Raw genomic sequence first — 24,168 nt, forward strand, 5'->3', positions numbered from 1 at the left:
CTGGGCCATGGTCGCCGAGCTCCTGGGCTACTCGCCGCGCGCCGGAAACCTCAGCAACGTCACCTACCGGTTCGGGAACTGCCTGACGGAGGGTGAGCCCGGGTACGGCGAGTTCCTGGACCGGGTGGACAACATGGAGGAGGTCGCGGACCAGGACGGCGAGGGGTTTGCCGGCGGTGTCCCCCTGCTCGTACGCGGTATCGCACTGCCCGTCGACGCCGCGCCCGGGACGCCCCTGGAAGAGGTCTTCCGCGCACTCGTTCCCGCCCACCGGGGCCTGCTGCTGGCCGACGAGGCGGAGCTGCGTACGGGTATCCCGGCCGAACTGCCCGTGCTGCTGCGGCTCGACGAGTGGTACCAGTCCGAGGACCTCTGGGAGGTCCCGCCGGGCGAGCAGGAGACGTTCCGGCTGCTCGCCGAGGTCCTGGACTCGGGCGACCCGACCTGCTACCGCCCGACGCGCCCGCCGAACACCCACTGGTCGTACTGGCCGGATTCGGGCACGTTGTAGGGCCGGCGGGCACGATCCGCCGGCGGCGGGCTGAGCGGACGGGGCGCTGAGCCGAGCCGGCCGGCCACGCTACGCGCCCTGCCCGGTCCGAGGGCTCAGGCGGCCCGGCCTCCCGCGCGCGGGTCGACCGGTGTGAGGACACCGAGCCGGTCCTCGATCGCCTGGGCCGCGTCCAGGCACAGGTCTTCCCGGAACGCGCGCCCGACGATCTGCACTCCGCAGGGGAGCCCGTCGACGAGCCCGGTCGGTACGGCCACACCGGGTACGCCCACGAAGCTGGTCACGGTGCACAGTCGCATCCCCGACCCGACCCGGTCCCTGCCGGCCCTGTCACGCGATTCCAGCCCCGGCTCGACCGGCGGCTCGGTGAAGACCGGGCCGAGCAACAGCGGGTACCCGTCGAGGAATTCGGCCCATGAGCGGCGGATGTTCATCCAGGTGCCCATCAGCTTCATGAACTCGTCCGCGCTCGCGGGCGGGGTCTGCTCCATCATCATCTCGACATAGCGGTCCCCACCCTCGCCGAGCAGCGTCCGCACGACCGGCCAGTTCGGCGCGAACTCGGTCACGGTGATCCGGCCGTACGCCTCGAGGGCCTCGTCCATCCGCGGTACGTCCCGCACCTCGCGCACGTCGTACCCGGCGTCGTGGAGCGCGTCGGCCGCGGTCGCGACGGCTCCGCGGATCGTGGGGTGGACGCCGTGCCCGCCGGGATCCGCCACGACCGCGACCTTCACGCGTCCGGGGAGCCGTTCGCCGTACGCGGGCACCGGCACGGCGCGCGGGTCTCGCGGATCGGTCCCGGCCAGTACTTCGTACGCGAGCCGAAGATCGCCCACGCTCCGGGCCAGCGGGCCGTCGGTGACCAGCATCTGGGACGCCGGGCCGGGGTCGTCCGGGCCGAGGACGCGGTGGTCGGCGGGGAACCGGCCCGTGGACGGCTTCAGCCCGGCCACACCGCAGAACTGGGCCGGGACGCGCGCCGACCCGCCGGAGTCGTTGCCGAGCCCCAGCGCCGCCATGCCCGTGGCCACGGCCACCGCGTCGCCCCCGCTGGAGCCGCCCGGGGTACGGCCGCGGTCCCACGGGTTGACCGTGTCGCCGAACAGCTCGCTCCGTGTGTGCATCCCCGCCAGGATCAGGGTGGGGATGTTGCTGTGCCCGATGGGGATGGCCCCTGCCGCGCGCAGCCGCGCCACCGGGGGCGCGTCGGCCGGCGCCACCAGATCGCGGAAACGCTCCGTGCCGAACGTGGTCGGCACGCCCTCGATCGCGGTGCTCTCCTTCACCGTGAAGGGCACGCCCGCGAGTGGCCCCAGCGCCTCACCGGCGGCTCGCCGACGGTCCATCCGCGCCGCGGCCTCACGTGCGCGCTCGGCAAGGAGCTGCGTGACCGCGTTGACCTGGGGATTGACCTCGGCGATCCGATCCAGGTGGCTGTCGACCAGTTCGACAGCCGAGATGTCTGCGCTGCGCACGGCCGCCGCCTGCGCGGCGGCCGGCATCTTCCACAGGGCGTCCTGCATGGCTCTTCCCTCCCTCTCTCCCGTTCCGATGCGTTTGCATCGGAACGAACCCAACCGTACCCCTGGATCCGATGCGGCCGCATCGAATAAAGTGCGGCGAAAGCGGAGCGCTGTGGGACAGGAGGGGATCGGGCATGCCCAGGCAGGTGGATCACGTGGGCCGACGCCGCCTCATCGCCGAGGCCGTCTGCCACCTCGCCGACGAACGTGGGCTGGAGGGGGTGACCCTTCGCGACGTCGCGGCCCGCGCGCAGGTGTCGATGGGCGCCGTTCAGCGGTGCTTCCGCACCAAGGAAGAAATGCTCGTGTTCGCTCTCGGGCACATCGGTGAGCGGATCATGGAGCGCGTCCAAGCCCGTCTCGTCAGGAGCCCGGCCCAGTCGGCCGGCACCACCCTCGGGCACGCGGCCACCGAGATCTCGCTGCTCCGGGAGGAGCACCGCGCCGAGGCCAGGGTCTGGCTCGCGTTCGTCGCGCAGGCGGCTGTAAGCGAGGTGCTCGCAAGGACGCTGCAGGCCAACTACGCCACCCTGCAGGAGGCGTTCACCCGCCTCATCTCGGAAGCGAGCGAAGGCACCGACCGCGCCGTGCCGCTCGACCCGCAACGCGAGGCCCGCACCCTACTGGCCCTCGCGGACGGCCTCACCACGCACGTCCTCATCGGCCACCTCACCTCGCAGGAGGCGCACGACGCCCTCGACGCGCACCTGGCCGGCCTCTGGAAGTAGCGTCGGGTCCGGTCTCCTCCTAGCTGGGGGCAGGCGGTCACGGGTGCAGGCCGCGGCCGAGGGGTGAGCCGGCCAGGGGGGTGGGGGAGAGGTCGGTGGGTTCTTCGCCCGCCTCCAGGAGGGTGTCGGCGGCGCCGACGATGAGGGGGTCGGGGTGGCCCACCGCCGCTTCGTCCTTGCGGTCGTAATCGATGCGCGACAAGAGGCTGCGGATCGCCTCCAGCCGGCCTCGCCGCTTGTCGTTGCTCTTGACCACGGTCCACGGGGCGTGCTCGGTGTCGGTCGCACGGAGCATCGCGACCTTCGCGGCGGTGTACGCGTCCCACAGGTCCAGGGAGGCCAGGTCCGTGGGTGACAGTTTCCACTGCCGCACCGGATCGACCTGGCGGATCGCGAAGCGGGTGCGCTGCTCGGCGCGGGAGACCGAGAACCAGAACTTCACCAGCAGGATCCCGTCGTCCACGAGCATGCCCTCGAAGCTCGGACACTGGCGCAGGAACAGCTCGTACTGCTCCTGGGTGCAAAACCCCATGACCTTCTCGACGCCGGCGCGGTTGTACCAGGAACGGTCGAAGAAGACGATCTCACCGGCCGCCGGCAGATGGGCGACGTACCGCTGGAAGTACCACTGCCCTTCCTCCCGCTCGGTCGGCTTGTCCAGAGCGACGATCCGTGCCCCACGGGGGTTGAGCCGTTCGGTGAACCGCTGGATCGTGCCGCCCTTGCCCGCCGCGTCCCTGCCCTCGCAGATCACCACCAGCCGGGCCCGGGTGTCCTTCACCCAGTGCTGCAGCTTCAGGAGCTCGATCTGCAGGATCCGCTTGGTGCGCTCGTACTCCCCCCGTCTGATCTTGCGGTCGTACGGGTAGTTCTCCTGCCACGTGCGGATCGGAGCGCCGGACGAGTCCAGCAGCACAGGCTGCTCAGGACGGCGGTCATCCACGCTCAGCCCCGTCAGCAGGTCCTCGACTTCTGGCCGCTGGAACTCGTGGTCTGTCATGCAGGGCCCCTACCCGCGCGGCGCGCCCCGATGTCCGGGCCCCCGGAGCACTTCGTTTCGTCGCCGTGGGGAGCCCGGAGCCCGAGTCGCAGGCCGCCGGCCGCCGGACCACCGGATCGCCGGAAGGGTGGATCTCCCGGAGGTATTCTTCGAGGTATTCATCGATGCATACCGAGGCCTGATCTTGCAGCTGCACATCGACATCCGCTGGCTCCTGGACCGGCAGGAGGAGCTCCTCGGCAACGAGCTGGGGGTGCTGGACTACTCCGGCCTGGTGGCCGCGGTCGCGCGGCACCGCGTGAACACCCCGGCGTGGGCGACCGACGAGCCCGACGCGTACTGGCGGTCGGCGGCGCTGCTGGAGCAGATCGTGCTGCTGCGTCCCCTGCCGGCCAGGAACGAGTACTTCGGCTACGGCGTGGCAGTGGCTTACATCAGGGCCTCCGGCCACGACGTGGACACCACCTTCGAACCCTGGCGCGACCTGATCACCGACATCCGCACCCTGCGCCTGAGCGTCTACGACGTGGCCGAGCGACTGCGCTCCATGCGTCCGGGGTCCTGATCCGAGCCGTAGAGCTGCGGTCACTCCGTCAGGTGCCGGTGATGGGGAAGAGCTGGTCGGTGCCGGTCAGCTCCAGCAGGTGGACGACCTGCGAGGTCGGGGCGTGCAGGCGGATACGTCGGCCGTGCTCGTGGGCGGTGAGGCGGGCCTGGAGGAGGGTGTTCAGACCGGAGGAGTCGCAGAAGGTGACCTCGGCCAGGTCGACGACGATCTCGTTCGGACCGTCGGGCCGGGTGATCACCGTGTACAGGGCGTCCCGCAGCAGGGGCGCACGGTCGAGGTCGACCTCACCGCTCACTCGTACGACGACGCTCTGTTCCCCGCGCTCCACTCGCACGAGCGGGACTCGGGCTTCTTCCCGGTCATCTGCCATGCCGCTCAGCGTAAGGGGCCGGAGGGCGCGGTGACAGAACAGACGACCGCGCCAGCGGGAGCCGGCCCGCTGTTGCCCGGGCCCCGGGCGGCCCGGCCCGTCCATCCGGTCCGGTCTCAGAACTCACCCTCGAGACCCGTGACGGCCGGAGGTCCCAGGGGCGCGTCCTTCTCCCCGAACCCCAGCTCCTCCAGGGCGCCGGCCAGCAGGCGCACGGCTTCGTCCCCGGCCGTTGCCCGGTCCGGGGCCTCGACTTCGAGCCGGACGGAGAAGGTTCCGCCCTCGTGGACCGTGAGCAGTTCCACGTCTTCGGCCTCGCTCAAGTCGGTGTGGTGCGAAGCCAGCCTCCTCGCCAGCTTGGAGCGAGCTGCCTCGTCGACGTCCCTCAGGAACGTGCCCGGCACGGTGATGACGTAGGTGGTCACTGCTGTCTCCTGTCGGTTGGCAAAGGGCTGCGTTGTGGATGCCCCAGTCTCGCGCTTCAAACCTCCTCAGCCTCGGCACGTCCGCCTGCCGGATGTCGCCGCGCCGCGCCGCGCCGCCCCGCCCCGCTCTGCGCCGCCCCGCCCCGCCCTGCGCCGCCCCGTCTCGCGCGTCCGGGGCCGGGACGGCAAGCGGTAGCGGCTGCGCTGAATAGAGCGGCCGGTACCGGCCAGGAGGAGTAGGTGAGGATTCGGACGAATTGGATGGAGGAATGACGATGAACTGGCGCCACGAGGCCGCCTGCAGGTGGGAAGATCCCGATCTCTTCTTCCCGGTGGGCTCCAGCGGCCCGGCCCTTGTCCAGATCGAGGAGGCAAAGGCGGTGTGCCACCGTTGCCCGGTCCGGGAGAACTGCCTTCAGTGGGCCCTCGAAGGTGGCCAGGACTTCGGTGTGTGCGGCGGCATGAGCGAGGAGGAACGCCGGGCGGCCAAGCGGCGCGCGGCGCGGGCCGCCCGCGCGCGTTTGGCGGGCTGAACCGTGTCCGGCAGCAGCCCGGAGCGAGCGCGGCTCAGGAGCTGTGGATGATCCTCTTGTCCCGGATCAGCGCCTCCAACTCCGTGTCCGAGAGGGGGTGCAGGGTGTCCAGGCGGGGAGAGTCGCGTACGGCGCGCATCTCGCCGTGCGCGTCGACCGTGCAGGTCACCGCCTCGTCAGCGGGTTCGGGGCATTTCAGCGCCGGCGTCAGTCCCGAGCGCACGACCAGGCCCACGTGCCCGAGATCCGACCCTTCCCGGACGGGGCGGTAGTCGACGATGAAGCCGGCGGGTTCGATCTGGGCATGGGACACCCGCATGCCGGGCGGCGCGTCGCCCAGGACCAGCAGCTGCGGACGTTCCCGGTATCGGGCGACCTGCGCGTCGTGCCGGCGTTCCTGTGCCTGCGCCGGGCCGGCGAGACCCCCGTAGGCCACCGCGGTCGCCAGCGCGGCCGTCGCCCCCACCCGTATCCACCGGTTCGGCACGAAGAACGCCGCGGCCACGGCGTACGGCACCCCCGTCAGGGCGAGCCGGGTACTGGCGCTCCCCAGGGGAACGTCCCAGATGTAGGCGGCCAGGCCCGCCACGACGCCGAGCGTTCCGAGGGTGAAGACCAGGGCCGCCCAGCCGAGACGCTGACGCAGGGAGCCGCACATGGGGACCACGGTCCGTACGGGTACGCCCGCCGTGGCCGGCAGACCCCACCGTCAGTGGCAACCCCAACGCCAGGACCGGCAGCATTTCTCGTACCCGGATACGCAAGGGACTTGTCGTCCCCGCTCTCTTGGCGGCGCTGGGTGATACGTCCTGTCGGCGGTGCGTCGGCGGCCGCCTCCCTCCGGGCGTTAGCGTGATCGCATGGAACAGCGCATCACCCTGGTCACTCTGGGAGTTTCGGATCTCGCACGTGCCAAGGGCTTCTACGAGGCCTTGGGCTGGCGGGGACAGGAGGTCGAGGAGACGGTCTTCTTCCAGGCCGGCGGACTCGCGCTGGTGTTGTGGGATCGCGACAAGCTGGCTCGCGACTGCGGTGTGGAGCCCGGACCTGCCGGCGGGTCCGGCGGGTTCGGCGGGATCGCCCTGGCCCACAACGTCCGCTCCGAGGCCGAGGTGGACGAGCTGCTCGCCGCAGTGCGCCGGGCAGGCGGCAGGGTCACCAAGCCCGCGGCCGTCAACGCGATCGGGTTCTATTCCAGTGCCTTCGTGGACCCGGACGGCCACGCCTGGGAAGTCGCGTACAACCCGGGGTTCCCGCTTGCCGCGGACGGCTCGGTCACCCTGCCCGACTTCGGCGGCGTGAAGGACTGATCGAGGCGGCGCGACGTCCTGGAGGAACGGCGCGCCACCGCACGTACGTTCAGCCTGAAGCGGCGGAGGGGAGAACGTCAGGCCCTGGCACTCCTGGCACTCCTGGCACTCCGGGCGATGCGGTACAGCACGTTCGCACGCAGGGGCCCTTCGGGCGCGGTGGGGTCGTCGAAGTCGTCGGCGGGATCCCGCGTCATTCCGATGCGGCGCATCACCGCCTGTGAGCGGACGTTGGTGGCCGTTGTCACGGCGAGGATCTCGGGAAGTCCAAGCGTGCCGAACCCGTGGGCGAGGACCGCCAGCGCGGCCTCGGAAGCGTAGCCCTGGCCCCAGGCCGGGCGGGCGAGCCGCCAGCCGATCTCCACTCCGGAGAACGGCATGCCGTCATCCACCCGGTCCAAACCCGCGAAGCCGATGAACTCACCCGTGGCCTGCACCTCAACCGCCAGCCACCCGTAGCCCCGCTGGCCGAACTCGGCCTGGAAGCGCGTCACGGAGGTATCGCTCTGTTCGCGGGTCAGCAGGTCGCCCAAGTGCTCCCGAACCTCAGGATCGGCGTTCATCGCCGCCCACGGTTCAAGGTCGGAGTCACGCCATCGACGGACGGTGAGGCGATCGGTACGCAGTTCGGTCATGCCGCCCAGCCAACGCGAGGTCCGCCGTCAGGGCAATCTGGTTTCTTCGTGACACCACGACACGGAAGGTGAATCAAGACATATGAACAACTACGACAGTTTCGCCGAGGCCTACGCGGCGGAGAACGAGAACAGCCTCGTGAACGCGTACTACGAGCGGCCCGCGATGTTGGCGCTCGCCGGAGACGTTGCCGGCCATCGGATCCTGGACGCCGGCTGCGGCTCGGGCCCGCTGTCCGCCGCACTGCGCGCCCGCGGTGCGGTCGTCACCGGCATCGACGCCAGCGCCGGCATGCTGGGGCTGGCCAGACAGCGGCTGGGTGACGACGTGGCACTGCACCTGGTCGACCTGAGCGACCGCCTCCCGTTCGCCGACGGTGCGTTCGACGACGTGGTCGCGTCGCTGGTGCTGCACTACCTGGAGGACTGGGGGCCGACGCTGGCCGAGTTACGCCGCGTGCTCAGGCCCGGCGGCCGGTTGATCGCGTCGGTGGACCACCCCTTCGTGGCCTACACATTCCAGGACCCTCGGCCCGACTACTTCGCGACCACCGACTACACCTTCGATTGGACCTTCAACGGGCAGTCCTTCCCCATGAGGTTCTGGCGCAAGCCACTGCACGCGATGACCGATGCCTTCACCACCGCCGGTTTCCATATTGCCGTCATCAGCGAGCCGCAGCCCGACCCGGCCGCCCGTGAGCTGTTCCCCGACCAGTTCCGTGACCTCTCGAGCAGGACCACCTTCCTGTTCTTCGTCGTCGAGGTACCGCGGGACGAGCCCTAGACACGGCCTCCGCGCCGCGGGCGCGCGGCGACCTCCCGTGGGGAGCCGGGAGGACGACGGGCCCGGGATGGTCCGGAGCCACACCATAAACGCGGCGCCGGACCGGCCGATAGGCATATGACAAGGGAGATCCCGGATCCAGTCGGCCGCTCCAGCCGGCGCACCCGGGTGCCGGCACCGGTGGTGTCCGCGGGTTCGTGATCAATCCACCTAGCGGACCCGTCCGGAGAGCCAGGGCGTGAGCGAGGTGCCCAGAATGCTCTCCTTGTAGGTCTCGTCGCCGGGAAGGGGGACGTAGAGCCGGTAGCCCGGTGGGAAGAACCGTCCTCGCACGAAGGCGAGTCCGCTGTAGACGGACGTCAGGAACGCTGGCACGGAGTCCCGGGGGACGTGGTGGAACTCCACCCCGTCCACGGTGATCGTCGCGTCGTCGTCGGGGAAGATCCGGATGCTGACCGTGGGGCTGCCGCCCAGCTCCACGAATGCCTCGTGCGGCAGTGAGCCGTCGGGATCGACGACGGCGAACAGCGGCGCGGAAGTCCTGCGCGACGTCTGGTCGGCGCCGATGTCGTCGGTGCCGTACGGGGCCTCGGCCGTGTCCGCGGACCGAGGAGCCAGGGCCGTCACCCGTTCGGGCGTGCCGGGGCCCGGCACCTGCGGGTGAGTGTGGCGGCCTCCGTTCCCTCCAGGGGGCCCGGGTGGGCGATCATGTGTGGTGTGGTGGGTTCGGCTCGGGCACGGAAGGTACGGCAATGGAGGCGGTGCGGGGGGCGGAGTTCGTGACGGTCGCGGGTCTGGTCGCGGCGGTGGCGCAGGAGCAGAGCGGTGCGCTGTGGCGACTGGAAGGCGTCGACAGGCAGCTGGACGCGAACCTGGTGCGCCACCTGCCCGGGACCGGCGGGGCGCCGCACACCGAGGACGAGGTCGACGTGACGCTGGTCGTCCTCGGGGGCTCCGGCACCCTCACCCTCGACGGTACCCAGTCCCAGCTGGCTCCCGGATTCCTCGGCATGCTGCCGCGCGGCACCTCCCGGGCGCTGCTGGCCGGCCCCGAAGGACTGCTCGTCCTGACCGTGCACCGCAGGCGCCGCGGCATGCGCATCGGACGGACCACGCCCGCCGCCGCGCCCCGGCCGTGCGCGCTGCACCTGGTGTGCGGCCGCTGCCACCGGCACGCGATCGAGGCGGACGCCCGCTACTGCAGCGCGTGCGGCACGGCGCTGACGGGCCACCCCGCGGCCTGACCTTCCCCCCGGCCAGGCAGCGGAAGGGGCGGCGGGGTCCTGGTGCCGTCCGGCGGCACCAGGACCGTGAGAGGACACGCGGCAACGCGTCCGCTCTCTCCGGGGTATCAGGTTGCCCGCAGTACATCGGAGAGCCCCGCAGCAGGCCGTGACCGTCAGCGGGCGCATGCTCAAAGATCGGTGATGCGGTCCATCCGGTCAACCCGGCGACACGGCTGCGGGAATCCGCCGCGCCGCACCGTCTTGAGCTGGGGAGACGAGGGGTGGGCCGTACCGGGAGACCCTGCGGATTCCGGGGACGCGGCCACGGAAAGGCGGACACCGGCCCGGCGGATCTTGAAAAAAGGTGGGTCACACCTGCGGATTCCGGAGCCTCATCTGTCCGCTGACCTGCACCGATGCCAGGGCGGCCCCGCCACCCGGATCGGCTCGGCACAAGGACGCGCACGCGGATTGGCCCGTACGAGGGTTAGTCCGCCAGCCTCGGATGCTGCAACATCACTACCCGAAAGGCGGCGGCAACCGCCTTGCGTACCCAGCACGTTCGCCCGCAGTACACGTCTGGAGAGTCCACCCATGAACCACCACGCACCGTGTGGCGCATCCTCCACCGCGCCGCGCCCACTGACGGCCCCGGAGATCGCAGCCGTGATCGTCATCGTCGTCATCGCCGTCGGCCTGGCCGTCGCCGGACTTGAGTTCCTGAGCATGATCGTTCTGGTCGCGGAGGCGACGACGCTCGGCATGCGGCTCATGCGACACCTCCGCAGCAGCAGCAGCATCAGCGGCAGCCGGCCCGCGCCGGGACTGACGGCGGCATAGCTCCATGGCGCGCCGCGAGAACCCCGTCGCCCAGTGCGGCAAGTCCCTGCTCACGCTGGTGACGTGGCTGCGTGCCGGCCGCGCGTCGGCGGGGCTGACCTACCAGCAGCTGGCGGTCCGCACACCCTTCAGCGCCGACACCCTCGCGCGCGCCGCCTCCGGACGCAGCGTGCCGCAGAACCCGAGCGTGGTCGTCGCCTACGCCCGGGCCTGCGGTCGCAACGTCAAAGAGGCAGAGCGGTTATGGAAGAACGCCCGCCGTGATGAAGTCCGCGCGCAGGGCGTGCTCGCCGGCCACCGCGGCGGAGGTCACATCAGCGTCGTCAAGGACTTCGCCGACCTGCACTCCGCCATCGTCGATCTCTACCAGGACGACGGGTGCCCGCCCTTGCGCAGCCTGGACGGCCGGGCGGGAGGAGTGGGACGTCTTCCCCACAGCACGGCCGGCCGGGTCCTCAACGGCCAGTCCACACCCAGCCGGGCGTTCGTACTGGCCTTCGCCGAGGCCTGCGGCGTCCGGAAGGGTGACCTGCCGGAATGGGCGAAGGCCTGGGACCGGGCGGATGCCGACCTCCACAGCACGCGCATGCGCCGAAGGCGACCGCGCGTCGACCACCCGGGCGGTTTCCTCACCGCACACGGCCGTGTCACCCCCCGCGACCTGCAACTGCTGATGAGCGACCTGGAGTCCTCGGCCCGCAAGGAACCGGGATTGAAGCTCCTGGTGGCCGTCCCCGACCCGGGAGCGGCCAACGCCGGCCGGTCCGCTCGCCGCATGACCAGGGAACTCCTGGTCGACCAGGCACAGCGGCGGGGAGAGCTCGCCTGCCCACGGTGTCGCCGGCCCTCCTTCGCCTATGAGGGTGCGACGGGATGGACCCGGGCCTTCTGCGGCGACTGCGCCCCGGAACAGACCGGCAGTCCTTCCCCCGGGCCGGAGCAGCAGGGCGCACCCCCTCGGCAGCTCGTCGCCGCGCCGCCCCTGCCACAACGGACCCCTGGCGCGTCATGGCCGCGCGCTGCCGAGACGGCCCACGCGGTTGCGGTGACGGAAGACCCGTTCAGCGCCCCTCCTCCGGCTCCTCCGGCTCCTCCGGCACCCCGTCGGCGGACATCCGGATGGATTCCGCACCCCAACTGTCACTGCACGGCCTGTGAACACACCCGCGCCGGCCCACCCGAAGATGCCCCGACCCCGACCCCGGCCCTAACTCCGACCCCGACCCCGACCCCGGCCCCGACCCCGACCCCGACGATGACAACGCGGATCCGTATCAACATCCCGGGCGCCAAGCGCCCTTGACCCTCACGTGGCGTCAGGCCGCATAGTCGGTGCCGTGGAAGACCACTGGACCGTGGGACGCGTGGCCGGGCTGGCCGGGGTGAGCGTCCGCACGCTGCATCACTATGACGAGATCGGGCTCGTCCGGCCGTCGGCGCGGACCGCGCCCGGTTACCGGGCCTATTCGGCGGGCGACGTCGAGCGGCTGCGGGAGGTACTGGCCTATCGACGGCTGGGCTTCGGGCTGCGGGAGGTCGCGGAACTGGTCGGCGACCCGACCACCGACGCGGTCGCGCACCTGCGCCGACTGCGCGGCCTGCTGCTGGAGCGGCGTGACCGCGCCGACGCCATGGTGGCGGCCATCGACAGGGAACTCGACGCACGGGCGAAGGGGCTGAAGGTGACACCGGAGGAGCAACTGGAAATGCTCGGTCCACGGCTCTACGACGCGATCGGTGGCGCCTACACCGCGACGCGGCGTACCGAACCACGGATCGCCGCACAGATCTGGGACGCGCTCGCAGACGCGCGGACGGTGCTGAACGTCGGGGCCGGCACCGGCTCCTACGAGCCCACGGACCGCCACGTGACCGCGGTGGAGCCGTCGGCGGTCATGCGGGGGCAGCGGCCGGCCGGCTCGGCGCCGTGCGTGGCCGCCGCCGCGGAGAGCCTGCCGTTCGAGGAGCACTCCTTCGACGTCGCGATGGCCGTCTCCACCGTTCACCACTGGGCAGACCCGATGGCGGGGCTGCGCGAGATGCGGCGCGTGGCCCGGCGGTTGGTGGTGCTCACGTTCGACACCGACGAGCCCGGTTGGCAGGACCGGTTCTGGCTCACGCGCGACTACCTGCCCGAGTTCGCCACCGTCCTCGCGGGGTTTCCCCCGCTGGCCGGGATGGCCGACGCGATCGGCGCCCGCGCCGAGCCGGTGCCGATCCCGTGGGACTGCGCGGACGGTCTGTTCGAAGCGTACTGGCGCCGGCCGGGGGAGTATCTGGACGATCACGTGCGCCGTGCCATGTCGGTGTGGACGCGGGTCGGGCCGGAGGCCGAGCAGCGGGCGGTACGAAGCCTCAGCGCCGACCTCGACTCCGGCCGCTGGGCCGAGCGCAACAGCGCCCTCGCCGACCTCGACACGGCCGATCTCGGCCTCCGCCTCCTCATCGCCTGACCCCCCATCACCTGGCCAGGTGATGGGCGGTCAGCGGGCCGGCGAACCGCTCTAAACATCACTCAACGTGTTTATCGCAGGCGGTGTTGGAAACGCTGAGTAGCTATAGAGGTAAGGGTCAATGCGAAAGGCGGGAATCATGTCCGTGAGTATCGGAATCATCCTCGTTGTGGTGACGGTGGTCATCGCTGCGATCGCACTCGCCCCTGCGGTGGCACCCGCGGAACCCGACCAGGCCGCGGCCCGGTCCGGTGATGAGGACGCACGCAGGACCGGCCCGGGGCGGCGTTCTCGCCGCCGGCTGCACCGCATCCCGCCGCAGCAGACGGGCGACCGCAGGCGCAGCTTCGGCTGACCGGCGGTCGGCGCCCGGTCCCATCCAGCCCACGGCCGGCACGTGGGTCCGCGGTCATCGCGGACCCACCTGGCCGGGGTCAAGTCGTCGTGCAGGTCAGGAGTATGAAGGTCATGACGTCGCCTGCGCCGTCAGTGAGGCGGTGTGGGGTGGCGGCTGTGCCGTTGCGGCGGCCGCCCGCAGCAGGCGCTTCACGGCCCGGGAGCGGTTCGCGATCCTGAGGCGGCGTCCGTGCCGCGGCCACCAGTCGAGGACGGCCAGGAAGCCGGAGTCGGCGAAGGTGACGTCGGAGGTGTCCAGCACGAGGCCGGTGTAGCCGTCGTCGGCCGCCGAGGCCAGGAGCGCCCGCAGGGGAGCGGCACTGAAGTGGTCGATCTCCCCGCTGAGGCGGACGATCAGGGTGGCGCCGAGGGTGGTGCACGAGCGGATGTCTATGACGCCGGGCGCGGTGTCAGCGCCCGAGTCGTGCACGGTGGGAGGGGCCGGGGGCGCGAGCGTGGCGGGCAGTATCGGGGCGGTGCTTGAGGTACTCACGTCCCCATCAACGCGTCCCACCCGGTCTCGGGAAACGAGCGATGCTGTCCTTTCACCCCATGTGACCAGCATCGATCCCCGACAGGAGGAAAGATTTCACCCGGATGAGGTGTCAGGCGCCCGCCGTGCGGCGTTCGCCGCGCCGGTCATGCACAGCGCTGTTCCGGTCAGTCCTCGGGGAGGATGCGGCCGTCCTCGTCGAGGGGGAGGTGGATGCGTGCCGGATCCTGGCTGTTGGTGTCGGACGGGCGCGGGCCCTCGGGGCCGTCGGGGCCCCAGCGCAGCAGGCGGCGGGTGCGGGCGATCCGGTACACGGTGCCCTGGAATTCCAGCTGGTTGACGCGCCCGGCCCGCAGGGCGTCGGCGGCCTCGGCGTACGCGGCCAGCTCGCCGGTCCGCGGGACGGCCGACGCCCCGTCCTGCGCCGTCCACGTACGGGCGTCGGTCTGCGGGGCGGCGTCGGCGGGGATGTGGCCGTGCATGCGCGGCCACATCCATGTCAGGGTGAAGTCCAGCGACTTGCGGGCCTCGTGCGGGTTCGCGTGCGGACCGCTGACCGGCCGCCAGCCGCGGGCGGCGGTCTGTTCCACGACCGTGAACGTCGGGGGCAGCAGCAGGACGTCCGGGTGGGTGTCCAGCGCCCGCTGCGCGTCGGAGCGCACGTCTTCGGGGAACCGTTCGCCCGTGTAGCAGAGGCCTCGGAGCGCCAGCCGCTCCACGGCCTGGGTGGGGGTGACCGGCGCGTCCGGGTCGAGGACCAGGTCGTCGTCGACCCCCGGTCCCTTGGCGGCGCGGTTCCAGTCGGGGAAGAGGGGATCGGGATCGGTGGGGCGCGGCTGTTCGATGCCGTCCGGGCCCGCGCCCGCGTACTCCTCGGCGCGTACGACCCGGTACCGGGTCCCCGCCACTTCGAGTTCGTCGACGCGCTCGCTCTCCAGCCGGGCGACCGCCGCCAGCAGTGCGCGCCGTTCCGCCCTGTCGCGCGCATCGTCCTTCGCGCGGAACCACAGCCGCGAGTTCAGCCCGTCGCGTGCCTGCTGCGGGCAGCCGTCCGTCACCGCGAGCACCACCCGCCACCGCGTTCCGTCCCCGGCGTCCTGCGCCGCCACCCCGAACAACGGGCCCCTCACCACCACACTGGCGGTACGCGCCACGGCGTCGACCGCGTCGGCCTCCACCGCCGCTTCCACCGGCTCCACGGGTACCCGTACCACCATCGGTCGTGACCCGCCCGGCCCCGGCCCCACATCCCCACGGTCCATGCGCCCATCCTGCCGACCGCGGTACGGCACCGCCCCTGATTCACCGATTCCCATCCGGGCGGGTGCGGGATCGACTATGCGGTGGGCGTGGGCCCCAGGTCGTACGTGAAGGAGTAGGCGACGGAGGATTCGCCGTGGCGGTACGTGAATCCTCCCGAGCCCGTCAGGCCGGCGAGGTCCCCGGTGGCGGAGCCGGGTACGACCTCGAAGCGGCAGACGGTGCCGCCGGCGTCGAAGCTGCCGCGTTCCTCCAGGACGAAACTGCCCTTGCGGCCGTCGACGCTGCCGGTGAGGAGTTCCATGCCGCTGTAACTGCCGACGTTCTCCCCGGTATAGGCGATCGTGTAGTCGCAGGCGGTCTCCGCGGCCTCGATCCCGCCGGTGAAGGCGTTGGTGACGTGCGCGTGGGCGAGCCGCGGGACGGCCTCCGCCGATCCGACGGGGTTCTCCTCCCAGTTGGCGAAGGTGAAGCGGCCACCGGTCTCTACGGGCATGGGCGCGGGCATGGCGGTCCTCTCGGTCGGTCTGCCGGACGGTTGGCCCGCCCGGCAGTCGATCAGGCTGTGCCCCCAGGCTGGCAGCGGTACCTGACACCTTCTGTCAGGTAGGGCGGACAATGGGATCCATGCGCGCCGACCGCCTCCTCTCCCTGCTCCTGCTGCTGCAGAACCGCGGCCGGATGACCGCACCCGAGCTCGCCGCCGAGCTGGAAGTGTCCGTGCGCACGGTCTACCGGGACGTCGAGGCCCTCGGCGCCTCCGGCGTCCCCGTCCTCGCCGACCGGGGACCGGCCGGCGGGTACCGGCTGGCCGAGGGCTACCGCACCCGCCTCACCGGCCTCACCGACGCCCAGGCCGGCTCGCTCTTCCTGGCCGGCGCCCCCGGACCCGCGCGGGAACTCGGCCTCGGCGCCGACCTGGCCGCCGCCCAGCTCAAGCTCCAGGCCGCGCTGCCCGCCGCGCTCGCCGGACGGGCCCGCCGGATCCAGGACCGCTTCCACCTCGACGCGCCCGCCTGGTTCCGGGAGGCCGACCCCGTCCCGTACCTCGCGCAGATCGCCCAGGCCGTATGGGACCAGCGCGTCCTGCGCGCGCACTACCGCCGCTGGCGCGGAGAGGTGCGGCGCGACCTGCACCCGCTCGGCCTCGTCCTCAAGGCGGGCATCTGGTACCTGGTGGCCGAAGTGGAGGACGGCGCCCTACGGACCTACCGCGTCGCCCGGTTCCTGGCCGTGGACACCGCGGCGGAGGGGTTCGAACGGCCCGCCGGGTTCGAACTCGCCGGGTACTGGCAGGAGTCCACCAGCCGCCTGGACGCCGTACTCCACCAGCAGACCGCGGAGCTGCGCCTGTCCCCGCGCGGACAGCGGCTGCTCCCCATGCGGTTCGGGGCGGCGGGCAACCGGGCACTGGCCGAGGCCGGCCCGGCCGACGCGGACGGCTGGGTCCGGGTGCTCCTGCCCGTCGAGTCGGAGGCGATCGCCGTCGGCGACCTGCTCAGGCTGGGCACGGAGGCCGAGGTGCTCGGCCCGCCCGAACTGCGCCGCGCCCTCGCCGAAACGGTGGCCACACTGGCCGGACGCTACGCCTGAGTCCCGAGCGTCGAGCGGTTCGGTTCGGCTCCGGCCCCGGGTGAGGAGGGCGCCGATCCCGGTTCGTTCGACGCACCGGTCCGATATGCCGTGGTCCGGCCCCGGGGCATCGGCTACGGTCCTTGGCTGTGAACCGTACCGAGCGTCTGTACGCCCTGGTGGAGGAGTTACGTGCGGTCTCGCCCCGGCCGCGCAGCGCCCGGTGGCTCGCCGAGCGCTTCGGCGTGAGCACCCGCACCATCGAGCGCGACCTCAGCGCCCTGCAGCAGACCGGTGTGCCGGTCTACGCAGAACCGGGCCGCAGCGGCGGGTACGTGGTGGACAAGGACCACACCCTGCCGCCCCTGACCCTCACCCCGGCCGAGGCGGCGGCCCTGGCCGTCGCCCTGCACGGGCTGTCCGGGACACCGTTCGCCGCGGACGCCCACTCGGCGCTGTACAAGGTGTTCGCCGTCATGCCGCAGCGCGAACGCCAGGCCGCGCGCGAGCTCGCCGCCCGGGTACGGCTCGCCGTGCACCCCGCTCGGCCGTCCGCGCTCCCGCACACCCTGCGCGAGGCGCTCTCGACCCACCGGCTGCTGCGCCTGCGCTGCGCCGACGCGCAGGGCGAGGTCACCGACCGCACCGTCGAGCCCCTGGGCTTCCTCGGAGGCGACCCCTGGTACCTCGTCGGCTGGTGCCGGCTGGACTCCGCCGTGCGGGGCTTCCGCCTCGACCTCATCCGGGAGGCGCGGGCACTGGAGGAGACGGCGGAACCGCGTCCGGTGGACCTGTCCGAACTGGGCACCCTCGGACGGGATTTCGTCGCACTCGACGAGCTCTACAGTTTCGCTTGAGCAGCTGCCCGGAGGGCTAAACACCGACAGAGGGTTGTCGCCTCCGGCCCGGAGGCTGGGTCACCACGAACCGACCCTGGAAGGCACCCATGTCTGTGACGACGATCCCCACCACCGACTCCGCGCCGCTGACCCGGGAGGCCGGCACCCGGCTGGTGGAGGGCTGGACGGCGCTCTGGAACGGAGACCTCGCCCTCGCCGAGCAGATCCTCGCCCCCGGCTTCCGGCTGCACTTCGCGGACGACTTCGACGGCACCGGCTCCGCCGCCACCTTCGGCCGGGACGAACTGACGGCGTTCATCTCGGCCAACAGCCTCGCCCTCACCGGCCTGACGTTCGCCGCCGACGCCGCACCGCTGGTCGACTCCGAGCGCGGCGAGATGGCCTGCCGGTGGCTCGAGAGCCACACCGGCGGCGCAGACGTCGTCGTCAAGAGCGGCATCGACATGTTCGCGGTCACGGACGGCCGGATCTCCGCCGTGTGGTCACTCACCGGCAACCGCCGCTTCGACGCCTGAAGAAGGGGCATCGGAGCCCTGCCCTCCGGCCGTCCCCGGACTCCCGGCGGACCTCGCCGTCCTGGAGCCGCCCGGTCGGGCGCAGTCCGCAGCGCGCGGCGACCGCCGCCGAAGCGGCGTGGTCCGGATGGATGTGCGCGACCAGCAGGTCGACGGGCAGCGGCCCCAGCCAGGCCGTGACGGCCCGCGCGGCCTCCGAGGCCTACGGGGCCAGTAGCCGGCAGGGCTTCCGGCAGCCGGCCCTCCTCCGCCAGGAGCCGCGCCCAGGCGCGGGCGCAGAACCAGTCGCCGTCCTCCGCCAGCGCCCGCGCGCGTACCAAGTCGGCGTGTCCGAGGGCGAGGAGACGGTCCACGAGACCCGGTGGCACGCACTCCTCGTGCAGCCGGATCCGGCGGTCCAGTACCGCGGAGTCCATGGCCGCAGCCTATGGGGCGGGCGGCTACGGGGGCTCCACCTCCAGGAAGCGCCGCCGGCGCGGGCCCCGGTACCGGAGGCAGACCCACCCCAGCCGTTCCAGTACGGCCGCACAGGCCGCCAGCCGCTCCTGCTCCTCCTCGGCCGCGCCGCCGCCCGGGGGCCCGAGCCAGGTCACCCGCACCCGCCCGGGCTCCGGACCGGCGGCCACCCGGTAGCCCGTCCGCGTGCGCCGGCCCTCCGCGTCCAGTGCCGACGGGGGGATCCCCGCCGCCTCCAGTACGAGGGCCACCGCGCGCGGCAGCTGCCGTACCTCCCACGGCGCGGGAACCTCCGTGCCCGCCGGGCCGTTGACCAGACGACGGATCTGCAGCAGCCCCTCGTAGGCCGTGCGCAGCTCGGCCTCCCGCCGGCCGGGTGGCGCGGCCGGGCCGTCACCGGTCGCGGGCTCGAAGCCCTGCCCGGGTACCGTCATCGGCTCACACCGTCCCCGCTCGTCGCGCACCCGTCGGGCTCCTCGCGCACCCGTCTGAGTACGTTGTGCCCAACGGCCTGAGTACCCGCCCCGATTCCCCGCCGGGCCGCCGCTGGTCGAATGGGGTCATGACTTCCGAGGCCCCGCGCAGCGCGACCGTCCGCCCGCGCATGCAGCACGTGACCACCGCAGGCTCGGCCCTGGCCGTGGCGCTGGTCCCGCTCGTGGTCGGCGTCCTGTTCGCCAAGGCGATGGCCGTCGACCCGATGACCCCGGTCAACGCCCTGATCGCGGGCGGCGGCCAGCGGGCCGCCCTGCCGCGGGGCGAGTGGAAGAGGCGCGGCCACAGCACCCTGCGCAGGTTCCGCACGGTGCGGCGTGACACGGCCCGCCGGTGCGCCCACGTCTGCGGCCGCCGCCCCTGATCCCTCCGGGCGTCAGGACCCGGCGAGGGGCTCCTGCAGTTCGGTGACCCACTGGCCCGGGTCCTCTGGGCAGGAGAGGGTCAGCTCGCGCGCGTACCCCGCCGAGCGGTGGCCGTGCGCGTCGATCCACCGCGCCAGGGCCTGCGCGGTCGGCAGTATGCCGTCCATCGCGCCCCGGTGGACCACGGTCGCGGCCCGCTCCACCCCGGGCAGCGTGACGATCCGCACCTCACCCCCGAGTTCCTCGGCGCGGACCGAGGCCGCCACCGGAAGACCGGCGTGGACGAGGACCGCCGTTCCGGAATCCGCGCCCGGCGCGTCCTCGTAGTAGGCGGTGCCGGGACCGGTCGGCACGACCCCGGCCTCTTCGACGCGGCGGCACAGCTCGTCGTAGAGCAGCCCGATGACCGGGCCGATGTCCTGCGGGGCGAAACTCCCGGCGGTGCCGGTCAGCTCGGCGAGCCGGACGGGCGGGAGGCTCTTCACGACGATGTCGTCGGCGGGCATGGTTCCCTCACTTTCGATGGTCCGGAGCCTCGCCTCGACCTGGACCAGCCGGGCCGCCGCGGCGGCCATGGCGCTCTCCAGTTCCGCCTGCCGCAGCCGCAGCATGCCGCGCAACTCCTGCGCGCCCACCCGCTCGCCGAGGATCGTCCCGACCTGGTCGAGGCTGAAGCCCAGTTCCTTGAGCGCGATGACACGGTTGAGGCGGGCGAGCTGCCCGGCCTCGTAGAAGCGGTAGCCGGTGAAGGGGTCGACACGTGCGGGGCGCAGCAGTCCGAGGGCGTCGTAGTGACGCAGCATGCGGACCGACACCCGGCCGTGTTTGGCGAAGTCTCCGATGGTGAACATGACGTGCTCCACTACAAGGTCTGACACAGGGGGAGGGTCAAGCCTCGCATCCGGCACGGGGACGGCCCGCGGCAGTACGGCCCCGGACCGCGGGGACGGTCAGCGGCCGTACTGCCGCAGGCACAGGTCGACGATGGACGGCGGTACGACCCCGTCCGCGGCCGCGCAGAGCTCGTCCATGCGGGGCGGCGGGGCCGGCCGCCGGCGCGGGTGGGGGTGCGCGGTCGCGGGCCCGGGCACCCGCGTCCGCCGGGGCGGCATCGTTTTGGCCCGGGCCCGCTCGCGGGACGGCTCGGGCTCCGGGGCGCGGCCCTGGTCCGCCGCTGGTTGCGGGTCCGGGCGCGGGTCGGTTTCGGGGGTGGCGGGCAGTTCCCCCAGGGGCAGCGCCAGGGGGGTCGGGAGCTCGGGCGCGTCGGCGGGCGGCACGGAACCGCGCACGGGAACCGGAGCCGAATCCTGCGGTGCGACGGAGACACAGCCGGCGCTCGCGAGGAGCGCGACGAGGGAGAGGGGCACGGCCCGGCGTAACTGCATCCGACCACCTTGCCGTACGGTTCGGCCCGCCCGGTTCCCCGCCTCACGCGTCCGGGTGACACGGCCCCCCGCGGTTGCGGCCGGGGCGTGTGGGAAATTGGAACGGCAGTGCGGGTGACGGGGGAGGCGCGACCCCCGGCGCCCCGCGCAGCCGCGTCCTGCCCGCCGAACGCCCGTACGGAGTGCCCGTCCATGACCTCAGCCGCCGCGCCCGGCAGCCCCACCCCGCCCCCGGATCCCACGGCCCGTCCCGCGTCCCCGTCCTCGGCCGCTGCCCCGCCCTCGGCCGCGTCCCTGCCCAAGGCCCGATCCGAACCGGGTGGCGGACCCGGACTGGGGAGCAGACTCGGACTGGGGAGCAGACCCGCACCGGAAAGCGGGCCCGGACCGGGAAGTGGACCCGCGCCGTGGATGGGCTGGGCGGCCGTGTGCGCCGTAGCCCTTGGGATCTTCTGCCTCATCACCTCCGAACTGCTCCCCGTCGGGCTGCTCACCCCGGTCGGGGCCGACCTCGGCGTCTCCGACGGGACCGCCGGGCTGATGGTCACCGTCCCCGGGCTGGTCGCCGGATGCTGCGCCCCCCTGGTCACCGTCGGCGCCGGCCGGCTCGACCGGCGGCTCGTGCTGTGCGTGCTCATCGCCCTGATGGCCGCCGCCAACCTCGCCGCCGCCCTCGCCCCGAACTTCGCCGTGGTGCTGGCGGCCCGTCTGCTGGTCGGCGTCGGCGTCGGCGGATTCTGGGCCATCGCGGGCGGACTCGCCGTACGCCTCGTCCCCGAGCACCAGGTGGGCCGGGCGACCGCGCTCGTCTTCGGCGGCGTTCCCACCGCCTCCGTGCTCGGCGTACCCGCCGGCACCCTGCTCGGCGAACTCGGCGGCTGGCGCACCGCCTTCGCGGCCGTCGGCGCCCTCGGACTCGTCACGCTGACCGCGCTGCTCCTGCTGCTGCCCCCGCTTCCGCCGACCCGGCACATCGCCTTCCCGGAACTGCCGGCCCTGCTCCGCGAGAACCCCGCGGTCCGGGCCGGGGTGATCGTCACCTTCCTGGTGGTGACCGGGCAGTTCGCCGCCTACACCTTCGTCCGGCCGATCCTCCAGGACGTATCCGGCATCGACGCCGGATACGTCAGCACGCTCCTGCTCGGCTACGGCGTCGCCGGTGTCGCGGGCAACTTCCTGGCCGGGACCCGCGACGCGTACCGGACGCTGCTGGTGGTCAGCTCCTCCCTCACCGTGATCCTCGCGCTGATCGCCGTCCTCCCGGGACCGGTCGCCGGGACCACGCTGCTGCTCGCGTGGGGACTCGCGTACGGAGGCGTCTCCGTGAGCGTGCAGGGCTGGATGATCAAGGCGTCGCCGGAGGCACCCGAGGCGGCCTCCTCGCTCATGGTGGCCATGTTCAACCTCGCCATAGCCGCGGGCGCGCTGCTCGGCGGCCTCGCCGTCGACGGCATCTCCGCGCCCGCCGCCCCGCTCGGCGGCGCCGCCCTGATGCTCGTGGCCGCGTGCACCGTCTGGGCCACGGCGGTCCCCCGCACCGACAGACGGGACGACCGGGCGGATACCGGACAGCCGGCTTGACCGGGACCCTGCCGGAGGGAAAGAGTGCGCCGATCAAGAACCACCGCTTGAGCCGCACTTCGGAGATACGCCAGATGTCCCCATCCGTTCGCACATCGCCCGCCCCGGCCACGGTCGGCGGTTCTCCGGCACTCGGCACCCCCGGCGTCCCCGCCACTGGTGCCCCCCTGGCTCCCGCCGCCCGGCGGCGCAGAGCCTGACCGGCCGGGTGGGGGCCGGCACCGCACCGCCGCGCCGGCCCCCGTCCCAGCCGGGGAGCCACCATGCCCCAGGAACCTCATGAGAGCGGGCTCGTCTCCGACGACCACCTGCTCGTACGCCCGTACGTCGGCCCCTCGGGCCGACCGCCCCGCTCGACGGCGCCCGCCTGGCCGCAGACCGGACCCCTCGCCTTCCCCGGACCGGCGCGGGCTCCGCACGCCGGTGGCCCCGCTCCGGCCGCTGCCCCCGCCGCAGCCCCCGCGGGCCTGCGCGATGCCGTGGACGGCGGGAGCCGCACCCGCAGCCGGCTCCCGCGGGCCGTCGGCACCCTGCTCGCACTCGCCGTGGTCGGCGCCGTGGTGCTCCTGCTGAGCGGGCCCGAGCCGGAACCGCCCCGGGCCGGGCGGCCGCCCGAGCTGTCCGTGCCGGTGCTTCCGGCGCGCAGCCCGGACGCGGGCGTCGGCGGGGAACCCGGGCCGGCCGCGTCCGCACGGGCCGGGGCGTCCTCGGCCGCCCCGACGGCGGAGCCTTCCGTGAGCGCGAGCGCGAAGGCGAGCGAGGGGCCCGAGACGGCGTCCTCGCCGAGCGCGCCGGCGCCGCGACCGTCGGGTGGCGGTGCCCCCGTGACCCTGCGGATGGGGGACAGGGGGCCCGAGGTGCGCGCCCTGCAGGAAATGCTCTACGGGCAGGGGTTCACGTACGTCTCCGTCACCGGCGTCTTCGACGGCCAGACCAAACGGGGCGTCAGCCAGCTCCAGCGTGACCGGTCCATCAAGGGCGACCCGCAGGGCGTCTACGGGCCCGCCACACAGGCGGCCATGAGGTAGTGCCGCCCCGGCCGTCGGGGGCCGTCGGGGGCCTTCGGGGGGCTGCGGCCCCGAGGGGGCTCAGCGGCCGCCGGCGACCCGCAGTACGGTTCCCGTGGTGTACGAGGCGTCCGGGGACAGCAGCCAGGCGATGGCTCCGGCGATCTCCTCGGGCAGGCCGGGCCGCCCGAGCGGGATGCCGGCCGCGGCCCGTGCCGGCCGGCCGGGATCCCCCATCGCCGCGTGCATGTCGGTCTCGATGATGCCGGGAGCCACGGCGTTGACCCGGATCCCGTCCGGCCCGAGCTCCTTGGCGAGGCCCACGGTCAGCGCGTCGGTGGCCGCCTTCGTCGCCGCGTAGTGCACGTAGTCCCCGGGGCTGCCGAGGGTGGCGGCCGCCGAGGAGACGTTCACGATCGCCCCGCCGCCGGACTCGGCCATGTCCCGGGCGGCCCGGCGGCAGCACAGCAGGTACCCGAGGAGGTTCACCTCGACCACGCGCCGCAGGTCCTCGGTCCGGGCGTCGGCGAGCCGGCCGAGCGGGCCGGTCACCGCGGCGTTGTTGACGAGGCCGGTCAGCGTGCCGAGTTCGGCGCCGGCGATGTCGAAGAGCCGCTCGACGGCGCACTCCTCGGAGGTGTCGCCGCGTACGGTCACACAGCGGGCCCCGCTGGCCCGTACCCGCTCGGCGACGGCCTCGGCGGCCGCCTCGTCGCGGGCGTAGCCCAGTGCCAGGTCGTGCCCGTCGGCGGCCAGCCGCAGCGCGGTCGCCGCACCCATGCCCCTGCTGCCACCGGTGATGACGGTGACCGGACGAGCACGTGACACGGGAGCCTCCTGCGGACGGTGGAACGCGGATGCCGGAACGGCG

31 protein-coding genes and 1 pseudogene are annotated in these 24,168 nt (G+C 72.9%); 17 read left to right on the top strand and 15 right to left on the bottom strand.

Going from position 1 to position 24,168, the window contains the following annotated elements; genetic code table 11:
- Nucleotides 1-7 precede the first annotated feature (7 nt).
- Nucleotides 8-511, top strand: coding sequence for a DUF7003 family protein (locus ACZ4VT_RS30845; RefSeq protein WP_467954608.1), 504 nt, complete (start codon nucleotides 8-10; stop codon nucleotides 509-511).
- Nucleotides 512-606: 95 nt separating this feature from the next.
- On the opposite strand, the gene ACZ4VT_RS30850 is transcribed toward ACZ4VT_RS30845, so the two are convergent.
- Nucleotides 607-2,037: an amidase gene (locus ACZ4VT_RS30850; protein WP_467954610.1), complete on the bottom strand. Its 1,431-nt coding sequence runs from the start codon at nucleotides 2,035-2,037 to the stop codon at nucleotides 607-609.
- A gap of 134 nt (nucleotides 2,038-2,171) precedes the next feature.
- Between ACZ4VT_RS30850 and ACZ4VT_RS30855 the strand changes: the two genes are divergently transcribed.
- Entirely contained in the window at nucleotides 2,172-2,765 is a 594-nt protein-coding gene (locus ACZ4VT_RS30855; protein ID WP_467954612.1) for a TetR/AcrR family transcriptional regulator, read from the top strand.
- Nucleotides 2,766-2,802: 37 nt separating this feature from the next.
- Here the strand turns inward: ACZ4VT_RS30855 and ppk2 are convergent, their stop codons facing one another.
- A complete protein-coding gene (gene ppk2, locus ACZ4VT_RS30860; protein ID WP_467954614.1) occupies nucleotides 2,803-3,765 on the bottom strand; it encodes a polyphosphate kinase 2 in 963 nt (320 codons plus the stop codon).
- Between the two features lie 184 nt (nucleotides 3,766-3,949).
- On the opposite strand from ppk2, the gene ACZ4VT_RS30865 reads away from it, so the two are divergent.
- On the top strand, nucleotides 3,950-4,330 hold the full coding sequence (locus ACZ4VT_RS30865) for a toxin Doc (protein ID WP_467954616.1): 381 nt from the start codon (nucleotides 3,950-3,952) through the stop codon (nucleotides 4,328-4,330).
- A gap of 28 nt (nucleotides 4,331-4,358) precedes the next feature.
- Here ACZ4VT_RS30865 and ACZ4VT_RS30870 read toward each other — a convergent pair whose 3' ends face one another.
- Both ACZ4VT_RS30870 and ACZ4VT_RS30875 read right to left on the bottom strand, forming a co-directional pair.
- Nucleotides 4,359-4,703 (bottom strand): STAS domain-containing protein, encoded by a 345-nt coding sequence (locus tag ACZ4VT_RS30870; RefSeq protein WP_467954618.1) that lies wholly within the window; start codon nucleotides 4,701-4,703, stop codon nucleotides 4,359-4,361.
- A 116-nt stretch (nucleotides 4,704-4,819) separates the two neighbouring features.
- Nucleotides 4,820-5,128, bottom strand: coding sequence for a hypothetical protein (locus ACZ4VT_RS30875; RefSeq protein WP_467954620.1), 309 nt, complete (start codon nucleotides 5,126-5,128; stop codon nucleotides 4,820-4,822).
- 275 nt (nucleotides 5,129-5,403) lie between these two features.
- Here ACZ4VT_RS30875 and ACZ4VT_RS30880 point away from each other — a divergent pair, with 275 nt between their 5' ends.
- Nucleotides 5,404-5,661: a WhiB family transcriptional regulator gene (locus ACZ4VT_RS30880; RefSeq protein ID WP_467954622.1), complete on the top strand. Its 258-nt coding sequence runs from the start codon at nucleotides 5,404-5,406 to the stop codon at nucleotides 5,659-5,661.
- Between the two features lie 34 nt (nucleotides 5,662-5,695).
- On the opposite strand, the gene ACZ4VT_RS30885 is transcribed toward ACZ4VT_RS30880, so the two are convergent.
- The gene (locus ACZ4VT_RS30885) at nucleotides 5,696-6,319 is read right to left on the bottom strand and encodes a hypothetical protein (RefSeq protein WP_467954624.1); all 624 of its coding nucleotides are present in this window, start codon (nucleotides 6,317-6,319) and stop codon (nucleotides 5,696-5,698) included.
- Between the two features lie 202 nt (nucleotides 6,320-6,521).
- On the opposite strand from ACZ4VT_RS30885, the gene ACZ4VT_RS30890 reads away from it, so the two are divergent.
- Entirely contained in the window at nucleotides 6,522-6,971 is a 450-nt protein-coding gene (locus tag ACZ4VT_RS30890; RefSeq protein WP_467954626.1) for a VOC family protein, read from the top strand.
- A gap of 77 nt (nucleotides 6,972-7,048) precedes the next feature.
- Here the strand turns inward: ACZ4VT_RS30890 and ACZ4VT_RS30895 are convergent, their stop codons facing one another.
- Nucleotides 7,049-7,606: a GNAT family N-acetyltransferase gene (locus tag ACZ4VT_RS30895; protein ID WP_467954628.1), complete on the bottom strand. Its 558-nt coding sequence runs from the start codon at nucleotides 7,604-7,606 to the stop codon at nucleotides 7,049-7,051.
- An 82-nt stretch (nucleotides 7,607-7,688) separates the two neighbouring features.
- Between ACZ4VT_RS30895 and ACZ4VT_RS30900 the strand changes: the two genes are divergently transcribed.
- Nucleotides 7,689-8,393, top strand: a complete 705-nt coding sequence (locus ACZ4VT_RS30900; protein ID WP_467954630.1) for a class I SAM-dependent methyltransferase — start codon at nucleotides 7,689-7,691, stop codon at nucleotides 8,391-8,393.
- Nucleotides 8,394-8,603: 210 nt separating this feature from the next.
- Here the strand turns inward: ACZ4VT_RS30900 and ACZ4VT_RS30905 are convergent, their stop codons facing one another.
- On the bottom strand, nucleotides 8,604-9,047 hold the full coding sequence (locus ACZ4VT_RS30905; RefSeq protein ID WP_467954632.1) for a hypothetical protein: 444 nt from the start codon (nucleotides 9,045-9,047) through the stop codon (nucleotides 8,604-8,606).
- Nucleotides 9,048-9,145: 98 nt separating this feature from the next.
- On the opposite strand from ACZ4VT_RS30905, the gene ACZ4VT_RS30910 reads away from it, so the two are divergent.
- The 5 genes from ACZ4VT_RS30910 (at nucleotide 9,146) to ACZ4VT_RS30930 (ending at nucleotide 13,267) form a co-directional block, all read left to right on the top strand.
- Nucleotides 9,146-9,637, top strand: a complete 492-nt coding sequence (locus tag ACZ4VT_RS30910) for a hypothetical protein (RefSeq protein ID WP_467954634.1) — start codon at nucleotides 9,146-9,148, stop codon at nucleotides 9,635-9,637.
- A 576-nt stretch (nucleotides 9,638-10,213) separates the two neighbouring features.
- Entirely contained in the window at nucleotides 10,214-10,459 is a 246-nt protein-coding gene (locus tag ACZ4VT_RS30915; RefSeq protein WP_467954636.1) for a hypothetical protein, read from the top strand.
- A 4-nt stretch (nucleotides 10,460-10,463) separates the two neighbouring features.
- Complete coding sequence (locus tag ACZ4VT_RS30920) at nucleotides 10,464-11,762, top strand: helix-turn-helix domain-containing protein (protein ID WP_467954638.1); 1,299 nt, start codon at nucleotides 10,464-10,466, stop codon at nucleotides 11,760-11,762.
- A gap of 52 nt (nucleotides 11,763-11,814) precedes the next feature.
- Nucleotides 11,815-12,912: a MerR family transcriptional regulator gene (locus tag ACZ4VT_RS30925; protein WP_467954730.1), complete on the top strand. Its 1,098-nt coding sequence runs from the start codon at nucleotides 11,815-11,817 to the stop codon at nucleotides 12,910-12,912.
- 139 nt (nucleotides 12,913-13,051) lie between these two features.
- Nucleotides 13,052-13,267, top strand: a complete 216-nt coding sequence (locus ACZ4VT_RS30930; RefSeq protein WP_362809637.1) for a hypothetical protein — start codon at nucleotides 13,052-13,054, stop codon at nucleotides 13,265-13,267.
- Between the two features lie 111 nt (nucleotides 13,268-13,378).
- On the opposite strand, the gene ACZ4VT_RS30935 is transcribed toward ACZ4VT_RS30930, so the two are convergent.
- The 3 genes from ACZ4VT_RS30935 to ACZ4VT_RS30945 form a co-directional block, all read right to left on the bottom strand.
- Nucleotides 13,379-13,801, bottom strand: a complete 423-nt coding sequence (locus tag ACZ4VT_RS30935) for an STAS domain-containing protein (protein WP_467954640.1) — start codon at nucleotides 13,799-13,801, stop codon at nucleotides 13,379-13,381.
- A gap of 167 nt (nucleotides 13,802-13,968) precedes the next feature.
- Nucleotides 13,969-15,018 (bottom strand): DUF5954 family protein, encoded by a 1,050-nt coding sequence (locus ACZ4VT_RS30940; protein WP_467954642.1) that lies wholly within the window; start codon nucleotides 15,016-15,018, stop codon nucleotides 13,969-13,971.
- 119 nt (nucleotides 15,019-15,137) lie between these two features.
- Complete coding sequence (locus ACZ4VT_RS30945) at nucleotides 15,138-15,557, bottom strand: DUF3224 domain-containing protein (protein WP_467954644.1); 420 nt, start codon at nucleotides 15,555-15,557, stop codon at nucleotides 15,138-15,140.
- Nucleotides 15,558-15,688: 131 nt separating this feature from the next.
- On the opposite strand from ACZ4VT_RS30945, the gene ACZ4VT_RS30950 reads away from it, so the two are divergent.
- The 3 genes from ACZ4VT_RS30950 to ACZ4VT_RS30960 all read left to right on the top strand — a co-directional run bounded on the left by ACZ4VT_RS30950 (nucleotide 15,689) and on the right by ACZ4VT_RS30960 (nucleotide 18,008).
- On the top strand, nucleotides 15,689-16,654 hold the full coding sequence (locus ACZ4VT_RS30950) for a helix-turn-helix transcriptional regulator (RefSeq protein WP_467954646.1): 966 nt from the start codon (nucleotides 15,689-15,691) through the stop codon (nucleotides 16,652-16,654).
- Nucleotides 16,655-16,782: 128 nt separating this feature from the next.
- Nucleotides 16,783-17,490: a helix-turn-helix transcriptional regulator gene (locus ACZ4VT_RS30955; protein ID WP_467954648.1), complete on the top strand. Its 708-nt coding sequence runs from the start codon at nucleotides 16,783-16,785 to the stop codon at nucleotides 17,488-17,490.
- 89 nt (nucleotides 17,491-17,579) lie between these two features.
- Nucleotides 17,580-18,008: a hypothetical protein gene (locus ACZ4VT_RS30960; protein ID WP_467954650.1), complete on the top strand. Its 429-nt coding sequence runs from the start codon at nucleotides 17,580-17,582 to the stop codon at nucleotides 18,006-18,008.
- Here ACZ4VT_RS30960 and ACZ4VT_RS30965 read toward each other — a convergent pair.
- Nucleotides 17,980-18,198, bottom strand: a pseudogene (locus ACZ4VT_RS30965) (hypothetical protein); the annotation flags it as partial. The gene ACZ4VT_RS30960 and the pseudogene ACZ4VT_RS30965 overlap by 29 nt on opposite strands.
- 250 nt (nucleotides 18,199-18,448) lie before the next feature.
- Nucleotides 18,449-18,898 carry a hypothetical protein gene (locus tag ACZ4VT_RS30970; protein WP_467954652.1) on the bottom strand — a complete coding sequence of 150 codons (450 nt, stop codon included), beginning with the start codon at nucleotides 18,896-18,898 and terminating at the stop codon, nucleotides 18,449-18,451.
- A gap of 128 nt (nucleotides 18,899-19,026) precedes the next feature.
- Here ACZ4VT_RS30970 and ACZ4VT_RS30975 point away from each other — a divergent pair, with 128 nt between their 5' ends.
- On the top strand, nucleotides 19,027-19,323 hold the full coding sequence (locus ACZ4VT_RS30975; protein ID WP_467954654.1) for a hypothetical protein: 297 nt from the start codon (nucleotides 19,027-19,029) through the stop codon (nucleotides 19,321-19,323).
- 12 nt (nucleotides 19,324-19,335) lie between these two features.
- Here the strand turns inward: ACZ4VT_RS30975 and ACZ4VT_RS30980 are convergent, their stop codons facing one another.
- Both ACZ4VT_RS30980 and ACZ4VT_RS30985 read right to left on the bottom strand, forming a co-directional pair.
- The gene (locus ACZ4VT_RS30980; protein ID WP_467954732.1) at nucleotides 19,336-20,175 is read right to left on the bottom strand and encodes a MerR family transcriptional regulator; all 840 of its coding nucleotides are present in this window, start codon (nucleotides 20,173-20,175) and stop codon (nucleotides 19,336-19,338) included.
- A 99-nt stretch (nucleotides 20,176-20,274) separates the two neighbouring features.
- Entirely contained in the window at nucleotides 20,275-20,709 is a 435-nt protein-coding gene (locus tag ACZ4VT_RS30985) for a hypothetical protein (RefSeq protein WP_467954656.1), read from the bottom strand.
- 426 nt (nucleotides 20,710-21,135) lie between these two features.
- Between ACZ4VT_RS30985 and ACZ4VT_RS30990 the strand changes: the two genes are divergently transcribed.
- Nucleotides 21,136-22,290, top strand: a complete 1,155-nt coding sequence (locus tag ACZ4VT_RS30990; protein WP_467954658.1) for an MFS transporter — start codon at nucleotides 21,136-21,138, stop codon at nucleotides 22,288-22,290.
- A gap of 263 nt (nucleotides 22,291-22,553) precedes the next feature.
- A complete protein-coding gene (locus ACZ4VT_RS30995) occupies nucleotides 22,554-23,318 on the top strand; it encodes a peptidoglycan-binding domain-containing protein (RefSeq protein WP_467954660.1) in 765 nt (254 codons plus the stop codon).
- Nucleotides 23,319-23,378: 60 nt separating this feature from the next.
- Here ACZ4VT_RS30995 and ACZ4VT_RS31000 read toward each other — a convergent pair whose 3' ends face one another.
- On the bottom strand, nucleotides 23,379-24,125 hold the full coding sequence (locus tag ACZ4VT_RS31000; RefSeq protein WP_467954662.1) for an SDR family oxidoreductase: 747 nt from the start codon (nucleotides 24,123-24,125) through the stop codon (nucleotides 23,379-23,381).
- Nucleotides 24,126-24,168: the final 43 nt, after the last annotated feature.

It is taken from the genome of Streptomyces sp. NPDC029164, from assembly GCF_055563995.1.

Excerpts from the sequence above, each read along its gene's own strand:
- ACZ4VT_RS30885 (WP_467954624.1), bottom strand. The coding sequence starts at position 6,319 with ATGTGCGGCTCCCTGCGTCAGCGTCTCGGCTGGGCGGCCCTGGTCTTC.
- ACZ4VT_RS30970 (WP_467954652.1), bottom strand. The coding sequence starts at position 18,898 with ATGACGGTACCCGGGCAGGGCTTCGAGCCCGCGACCGGTGACGGCCCG.
- ACZ4VT_RS30995 (WP_467954660.1), top strand. The coding sequence starts at position 22,554 with ATGCCCCAGGAACCTCATGAGAGCGGGCTCGTCTCCGACGACCACCTG.
- ACZ4VT_RS30910 (WP_467954634.1), top strand. The coding sequence starts at position 9,146 with ATGGAGGCGGTGCGGGGGGCGGAGTTCGTGACGGTCGCGGGTCTGGTC.
- ppk2 (WP_467954614.1), bottom strand. The coding sequence starts at position 3,765 with ATGACAGACCACGAGTTCCAGCGGCCAGAAGTCGAGGACCTGCTGACG.
- ACZ4VT_RS30985 (WP_467954656.1), bottom strand. The coding sequence starts at position 20,709 with ATGCAGTTACGCCGGGCCGTGCCCCTCTCCCTCGTCGCGCTCCTCGCG.
- ACZ4VT_RS30915 (WP_467954636.1), top strand. The coding sequence starts at position 10,214 with ATGAACCACCACGCACCGTGTGGCGCATCCTCCACCGCGCCGCGCCCA.
- ACZ4VT_RS30980 (WP_467954732.1), bottom strand. The coding sequence starts at position 20,175 with ATGTTCACCATCGGAGACTTCGCCAAACACGGCCGGGTGTCGGTCCGC.
- ACZ4VT_RS30930 (WP_362809637.1), top strand. The coding sequence starts at position 13,052 with ATGTCCGTGAGTATCGGAATCATCCTCGTTGTGGTGACGGTGGTCATC.
- ACZ4VT_RS30940 (WP_467954642.1), bottom strand. The coding sequence starts at position 15,018 with ATGGTGGTACGGGTACCCGTGGAGCCGGTGGAAGCGGCGGTGGAGGCC.
- ACZ4VT_RS30960 (WP_467954650.1), top strand. The coding sequence starts at position 17,580 with ATGTCTGTGACGACGATCCCCACCACCGACTCCGCGCCGCTGACCCGG.
- ACZ4VT_RS30920 (WP_467954638.1), top strand. The coding sequence starts at position 10,464 with ATGGCGCGCCGCGAGAACCCCGTCGCCCAGTGCGGCAAGTCCCTGCTC.
- ACZ4VT_RS30880 (WP_467954622.1), top strand. The coding sequence starts at position 5,404 with ATGAACTGGCGCCACGAGGCCGCCTGCAGGTGGGAAGATCCCGATCTC.
- ACZ4VT_RS30950 (WP_467954646.1), top strand. The coding sequence starts at position 15,689 with ATGCGCGCCGACCGCCTCCTCTCCCTGCTCCTGCTGCTGCAGAACCGC.
- ACZ4VT_RS30845 (WP_467954608.1), top strand. The coding sequence starts at position 8 with ATGGTCGCCGAGCTCCTGGGCTACTCGCCGCGCGCCGGAAACCTCAGC.
- ACZ4VT_RS30855 (WP_467954612.1), top strand. The coding sequence starts at position 2,172 with ATGCCCAGGCAGGTGGATCACGTGGGCCGACGCCGCCTCATCGCCGAG.
- ACZ4VT_RS30900 (WP_467954630.1), top strand. The coding sequence starts at position 7,689 with ATGAACAACTACGACAGTTTCGCCGAGGCCTACGCGGCGGAGAACGAG.
- ACZ4VT_RS30870 (WP_467954618.1), bottom strand. The coding sequence starts at position 4,703 with ATGGCAGATGACCGGGAAGAAGCCCGAGTCCCGCTCGTGCGAGTGGAG.
- ACZ4VT_RS30895 (WP_467954628.1), bottom strand. The coding sequence starts at position 7,606 with ATGACCGAACTGCGTACCGATCGCCTCACCGTCCGTCGATGGCGTGAC.
- ACZ4VT_RS30850 (WP_467954610.1), bottom strand. The coding sequence starts at position 2,037 with ATGCAGGACGCCCTGTGGAAGATGCCGGCCGCCGCGCAGGCGGCGGCC.
- ACZ4VT_RS30945 (WP_467954644.1), bottom strand. The coding sequence starts at position 15,557 with ATGCCCGTAGAGACCGGTGGCCGCTTCACCTTCGCCAACTGGGAGGAG.
- ACZ4VT_RS30890 (WP_467954626.1), top strand. The coding sequence starts at position 6,522 with ATGGAACAGCGCATCACCCTGGTCACTCTGGGAGTTTCGGATCTCGCA.
- ACZ4VT_RS30975 (WP_467954654.1), top strand. The coding sequence starts at position 19,027 with ATGACTTCCGAGGCCCCGCGCAGCGCGACCGTCCGCCCGCGCATGCAG.